This window comes from Planctomycetota bacterium, from assembly GCA_026387035.1.
Taxonomy (GTDB): Bacteria; Planctomycetota; Phycisphaerae; order FEN-1346; family FEN-1346; genus JAPLMM01.
In genome coordinates, this window is the sequence record JAPLMM010000102.1 from 1 (window position 1) to 5,990 (window position 5,990).

The 5,990-nt window shown below is 69.3% G+C and carries 5 protein-coding genes; 3 read left to right on the forward strand and 2 right to left on the reverse strand.

From position 1 onward, the window contains the following. Positions 1 to 62: 62 nt before the first annotated feature. A complete protein-coding gene (locus NTX40_03640) occupies positions 63 to 1,418 on the reverse strand; it encodes a hypothetical protein (protein ID MCX5648178.1) in 1,356 nt (451 codons plus the stop codon). Positions 1,419 to 1,554: 136 nt separating this feature from the next. Beyond that, on the reverse strand, positions 1,555 to 1,761 hold the full coding sequence (locus NTX40_03645) for a hypothetical protein (GenBank protein MCX5648179.1): 207 nt from the start codon (positions 1,759 to 1,761) through the stop codon (positions 1,555 to 1,557). A gap of 180 nt (positions 1,762 to 1,941) precedes the next feature. Here NTX40_03645 and hemC point away from each other — a divergent pair, with 180 nt between their 5' ends. From hemC to NTX40_03660, 3 genes are all read left to right on the forward strand, one after another. Then, a complete protein-coding gene (gene hemC, locus NTX40_03650; protein MCX5648180.1) occupies positions 1,942 to 2,892 on the forward strand; it encodes a hydroxymethylbilane synthase in 951 nt (316 codons plus the stop codon). 168 nt (positions 2,893 to 3,060) lie between these two features. Next, complete coding sequence (locus NTX40_03655; protein ID MCX5648181.1) at positions 3,061 to 4,800, forward strand: hypothetical protein; 1,740 nt, start codon at positions 3,061 to 3,063, stop codon at positions 4,798 to 4,800. Positions 4,801 to 4,932: 132 nt separating this feature from the next. After that, positions 4,933 to 5,990: hypothetical protein (locus NTX40_03660; GenBank protein ID MCX5648182.1), on the forward strand; the 1,058-nt coding region annotated here is incomplete at its 3' end.

Here is a 5,990-nt window from a genome sequence, read left to right on the forward strand (position 1 = left end):
GCAGGACGGCCGCAGACAACGACCCCCGTGCGGAGGTGGGGGGATCCCGCACGGGGTCTTTTTTACCCCTTCGTGCCGTGCACGTCGGACGGCGCGGGCGGGCGGAGGCGGTCCAGGCCGCCCATGTACGGCCGGAGGGCCTCCGGCAGGCGGACGGAGCCGTCCGCTTCCTGGCCGTTCTCCAGCAGTGCCGCCACGAGGTGCGGGATCGCCACGGCCGCCCCGCCCACGGTGTGAACGAGCCGCGGCTTAGCGTCCGCGGCCCGGTAGCGCGTTTCGGTTCGGCGGGCCTGGTAATCGGTGAACGACGAAAGGGCCGCGACGGGCAGCCAGCGCTCCGTCGCGCCCGCCCACACCTCCAGGTCAATCGTTTTCGCGGCCGCGTGGCTCAAGGACCGCGCGCCGCGGAGGAGCCGGCGGTGTGGCACCTCGAGCAGCGCCAGGATCGCCGTCGCCGCTTCGGCGGCCCGCGCGAGTTCCGCCTCGGATTCCTCCGGCCTCGTGAAGGCGTACACCTCGACCGTCGGGAACTCGTGGAGGCGCAAGAGGCCGCGCCCCTTCGCGCCGCCGTGGGCCGACTCGCGCCGAAAGGCCGGGCCCGACGCGACGAACCTCATGGGCAGGGCGCCGGCATCAAGCACCTGTCCGCGGAAGAGGTTCGCCAGATGCGGCTCCGCGCGGGGGGCGAGAAACAAGTCGTTGCCGGTGCTAGCCGCGACCGCAAGGGAGCGGTCCGTGCCGGGCGCGAGCACCGCGTACATCTTCTCTTCGAGCGCCGGCAGGTGGGCGGACCCTTCGAGGGCCTCGCGCGTCGCGACCGACGGGCAGCGGACTTCCTCGTAACCGAACCGGCGCGTGTGGACCTGGAGCATGAGAGCATCGAGCGCCCCGAGGAGCCTGGCCCCCGCCCCGCGCCAGACGAGAAAGCCTCCTCCGGCCGACGCCTCCCTGGCACGGCCACGGGCCGTGCCGTGGCCGGCGGCAGTGTGGGCGAGGTCGAGCACCTTCACGAGGTCCGCGTGGGTGAGCCCGGCGGCCGTCGGCAGGGAAAGAGGTTCCTCCAGGACGATCGTTTCTTCGGGGACGTCGGAGGCGGGGAGATTCGGGAGGGCGAGGAGGGTTTCGTCGCGTTCGGCCTGGAGGTGCGCGAGGTCGGCCTCGACCTGGCGGAGTTCGTCGGCGGCCTCGCGGCCGAGGCGTTCGAGGTCGGCGGTGGGCTCGCCGGCGGCCTTGGCGCGGGCGACTTCCTCGCTGGCGCGGCGTCGGCGGGTGCGCAGGGCGTCGGCCACCGCCTGGCGTGCGAGCCAGCGGGCGTCGCATTCCGCCGCCCCCTGAACCGCCTCCGCCGCCATGCCGCGCCGACCGAGCGCCGCCTGGACGCGCGCGGGCTCCGCGCGGATGAGACCTGGGTCGAGCATAGCACACCCCGCGGCAGGACCATGCTTTCGCATCCGTCTTCGCCCCGGCGCGCCGGGACTACGCCGGACAAGAGCGGAAGTTCACCCGCCCGTGGTGGGCATGGCACCCGTGCTTTCCCTGACGCGCCGTCGGCGGTCAGTCGCCGCCGCCCTGGCAGCACTCGCCTCGCACCAGTTTCGCGAGTTCAATCTGGTTCTTCGCGATCCGCCGGTGGGCGACCGTCCATGCGATGCCCATCAGGATCTGGACCGCGAGGATCACCATGACGAGGCGGCCGACCTTGTCCACCGCGTTCATCAGGTCCACCTGCGTGACGACTTTTGCGACTTCTTCGGCGAGCATAAGTGTCTCCTCCTGGGACCGATGTGTTCTTTGACCGTCTGAGTTTCCCGCGCCGGGCGGGGCGGGTCAATGAAAAGAATTGCGGATTGAACAGCGAATGGCGCGCAGGAGTGGCGCGAACGGCGCGACGGGGCCTTGCATCGCGCCCGCCGTTTCATTAGGGTGCGGCCCGGAGGGTCCATGGCCGAGGTGCTCAGAGTGGGTTCGCGGGCGAGCCGCTTGGCGCTCGTCCAGACCGAGTGGGTGGTGGCGCGCCTGCGCGAGGCTTGGCCGGACTTGGAAGTCCGCATCGAGAAGATACGGACCGCGGGCGACCGGGACCGCGCGACGCCGCTGGCCGCCGCCCCGGCCGGGTTGGGGGTGGGCGTCTTCGTCAAGGAACTCGAGGCGGCGCTTCTGGCGGGGCGGATTGACCTGGCGGTCCATTCGATGAAGGACGTGCCGACGCGCGTGCCGGAGGGCCTGGAGGTCGAGGCGGCCGTTCCGGCGCGGGCGGACCCGCGGGATTGTCTCCTGACTTCCGCCGGGCAATCCCTGGAGGACCTGCCTCGCGGGGCGAAGGTCGGGACGTCGAGTCCGCGTCGGCGGGCGATGCTGCTGGCGGCCCGGGCGGACCTTCGCTTCACGGACCTGCGGGGCAACGTGAAGACGCGCCTGGCGAAGTTGGAGGCGGGCCGGTGCGACGCGACGGTGCTCGCGCGGGCGGGCCTGGAGCGGTTGGGGCTCGTGGACGCGCGGGCATGGACGGTGCCGGTTTCCGTGGCGCTTCCAGCGGCTGGGCAGGGGGCGCTGGGTCTTGAGTTCCGCGCGGGCGACGAGCGGGTCCGCGGGCTCGTCAGGGCGGTGGACGATGCGGCCTCACGGTGGGCGGTGGCGGCGGAGCGGGCGCTGGTGCGCCGGCTCGGGGCCGGGTGCCGGACGCCGCTCGGCGTCTTGGGCACGGTGGACGCGGCAGGGCGCCTCGCGCTGGAGGCGTATCTGGTGAGCGCGGACGGGCGTGCGAGTCTGCGGGAGCGGGCGGAAGGTTCGGCCGCGGACGCGCCGGCAATCGGCGTGCGACTGGCCGAGACGCTCCTCGAGGCGGGCGCGGCGCGGTGGATCGAGCGGGGAAACGCCGCCGACGATGCTTGAAAGAGGAAAGTTTTGCGCCGCCTTTTCCGATAACAAGGCGGGGACGCCTCGGGCCGTCGGCATCGGTGGCCGCGGGCGACTCGGCTCGGCGAACGACTTCGCCGAGCGTTTTGCGTTCCGGCAAGCAGCGCGGGGGCAAAAGGTTTCGGACCGGCAGAAGGGTCGAGCATGAGCACGGTGATTCACGTCACGCACGAAGCGATTCAGAAGGTGGGCGGCATCGGGGCGGTGCTTCAGGGCTTCTTCACCGCCAAGACTTACAACGAGGGCGTCAAGCGGTCGATCCTGGTCGGCCCGCTCGGCGGGCCGGAGGACGAGGCGCTCCTGGCGAAGAACGGCAAGGTCCTCTATTCGGGAGTTAGCGGGGCGGATGACGGCGGCTGGGCCGCCAGGTTCCGTCCGGTCCAGGAGCGCTACGGCGTGCGGATTGTGTACGGCCGGCGGACGTTCCGCGACAAGGCGACCGGCGTCGAATCGAGCCCGGAGGTGGTCCTGGTGGACGTCGGCCAGGCGAACCTCGACCGCCTGGGCGAAGTGAAGCGGATGCTCTTCGAGCGTTTCGGGATCAAGAGCGATCTGTACCGCGAGTGGGAATACGAGCAGTACGTGCGTCTCGCCGGTCCAGGGCTGGCGGCGCTCGACGCCTTGGGGGCCGCGTCGGACGGTCCTGCGATCATTCTCGCGCACGAGTTCATGGGCATGCCGCTCGCGCTGGCGGCCATCGCGCGCGACTCCGGCGCGTACCGCACGATCTTCTACGCCCACGAGGTGGCGACGATGCGGCGGATCGTCGAGGGCCATCCCGGACACGACACGATGTTTTACAACGTTCTTTCCGAGGCGATGGCCAAGGGCAAGTTCGTCGAGGACGTGTTCGGCCTGCAGGCGCCGTTCTTCAAGCACGCGCTGGTCTCGGCGGCGCGGTTCTGCGACGCCATTCTCTGCGTCGGCGACTACGTCCTGGAGGAGATGAAGTTCATGGCGGCCGACTTCGCCGACAAGAACATTCGCCTCGCCTACAACGGCGTCCCGGCCTACGAGGTTTCCGTCGAGGACGTCGAGCAGTCCAGGGCCCGACTCCAGAAGTACACGGAGGCGATCCTGGAGTTCCGGCCGGACTTCGTCTTCAGCCACGTGACGCGCATGGCCCTGTCGAAGGGCATGTGGAGGGACCTGAAAGTCCTCTGGCACCTGGAGAAAAAGTTCCGCGAGACAGGCCGGACCGGCGTCTTGTATCTCTTGTCCAGCCAACTCGGCGCCCCGCGCAAGGGCCACGAAGTCCTCGACATGGAAGCCCGGTACTCCTGGCCGGTCGGCCACCGGGAAGGGCACCCCGACCTCTCGGGCGGCGAGGCCGACTTCTATGTCCACATGCAGAAGTTCAACGCCTGCGCCCGACAAATCAAGGTCATCCTGGTCAACCAGTTCGGCTGGAACCGGGCGATGTGCGGCCTGAAGATGCCGGAAGATATGGACTTCCTGGACATCCGCAAGGGGACGGACATCGAGTTCGGCCAGTCGATCTACGAGCCGTTCGGCATCGCCCAACTCGAACCGCTCTCGTTCGGCGGCCTGTGCGTGATTACGAACATCTGCGGCTGCGCGGGGTTTGTCGAGAAGGTGACCGGCGGCCGGCCCGTCCCGAACGTTCTCGTGGCCGATTACACGCGCATCGCGAAAGACGGCGGGCTGCACAACGTCCTTTCGATCGGCCCCAAGGAGCGCGACGCCGTTGAGGAAAAGGAAGCCAACCGCGTCGCGGGCGAGATCCTGAAGCTCCTCCCGACGGACCGCAAGAGCCGCGAGGCCTTCATCCGGAGCGGATACGACCTGGCGCGCCAGATGTCGTGGGACGTCGTCTCGCGCGATTATCTTCTGCCCGTCCTCGACGAGGTGGCGAAGGCGTGAGCGCGCCCGGCGGGCCTCCCGGCGGCGCACCGTGTGAATGACCCGTTTAGCCGCCCGCCTTGCTTGCCCGCCGTAGCCCAAAGGGCGAAGGCTGGGGCGGGCGCGGTCTTTCGTCCTACGAAAGGACTCCCCATGCCCCGACGCATCACGAACCTCGAAGAGGCCGTCAACGCCCTCGACGCTGGCGCTCGCCGACGCTTCGATCAGCTCTTTGAGTTCACGGTCGGCGAGGCGCGCGTCCTTCCGCCCAAGGCGATGGAGGACTGGATCGCCAAGGCGTTCGCCTACCTCGCTCCGACGCGCGATCAGATCCTGGCGGCCATCCGGCACCAGACAATCGTCCACGTCGTCAACCGCGTCACCGGGCAGGGGACGCTCTTCAACGCCATCCGGGCCCTCAGGCCGATCGAGGCCAAAGACGATTCGGACCTTCAGAAGGAGATCGAGGCCGCCCGCGGCAAGTGCGCGTTCTGCCGGCCGATGGAACTGACGCCGGAGAACACCTTCGGCCGGATCGGCACGAAGACGGCCGCCAACGTTGCGGCGTACGACGCCTGGCACGGCCTGGTGATCTTCGAGGACCATTCGCCCCTGCATTTTCAGAGCGACGCCTTCACGGTCGCCGAAGTCGCCGACCTGCTGGCCACCAGCCGCGCCTGGGCCGAGAAGGTCCACGCCGAGGACGCCGAGGCCCGTTACTTCTTTCTCATGTGGAATTGCCTGTGGAAGGCCGCGGCCAGCATCATCCACGGCCACGCGCAGATGACCGTCGCCCGCAAGTTCCATTACGCGAAGGTGGAACGGCTGCGGCGCGACGCGCTCGCGTATCGCGAGGCCCATAAGACGAATTACTTCGACGACCTGGTGCGGGTGCATGACGCCTTGGGCCTGGCGGCGCGGTGGGGGAACGTAACCGCCTTGGCGCACCTGACGCCCGTCAAGGAAAAGGAACTGGTGCTCGTGGCCGACCGGTTCGACTCACCCGACCTTGCCCCGGCCGTCCACCGCGCCCTCAAGGTTTACGCGCATCTCGGCGTCGAGTCCTACAACATGGCCGTTTACATGCCGCCGCTCGGAAAGGCGGACCCGGCCTGGGAATCTTTCCCCGTGCTGGTGCACTTCGTGGACCGCGGCTCTCCCGGCGCGAAGACCGCCGACGTCGGCGCGATGGAACTTTACACCTCGAGCGT

Coding starts and splice junctions, on each gene's coding strand:
- hemC (MCX5648180.1), top strand. CDS start 1,942: ATGGCCGAGGTGCTCAGAGTGGGTTCGCGGGCGAGCCGCTTGGCGCTC.
- NTX40_03645 (MCX5648179.1), bottom strand. CDS start 1,761: ATGCTCGCCGAAGAAGTCGCAAAAGTCGTCACGCAGGTGGACCTGATG.
- NTX40_03655 (MCX5648181.1), top strand. CDS start 3,061: ATGAGCACGGTGATTCACGTCACGCACGAAGCGATTCAGAAGGTGGGC.
- NTX40_03640 (MCX5648178.1), bottom strand. CDS start 1,418: ATGCTCGACCCAGGTCTCATCCGCGCGGAGCCCGCGCGCGTCCAGGCG.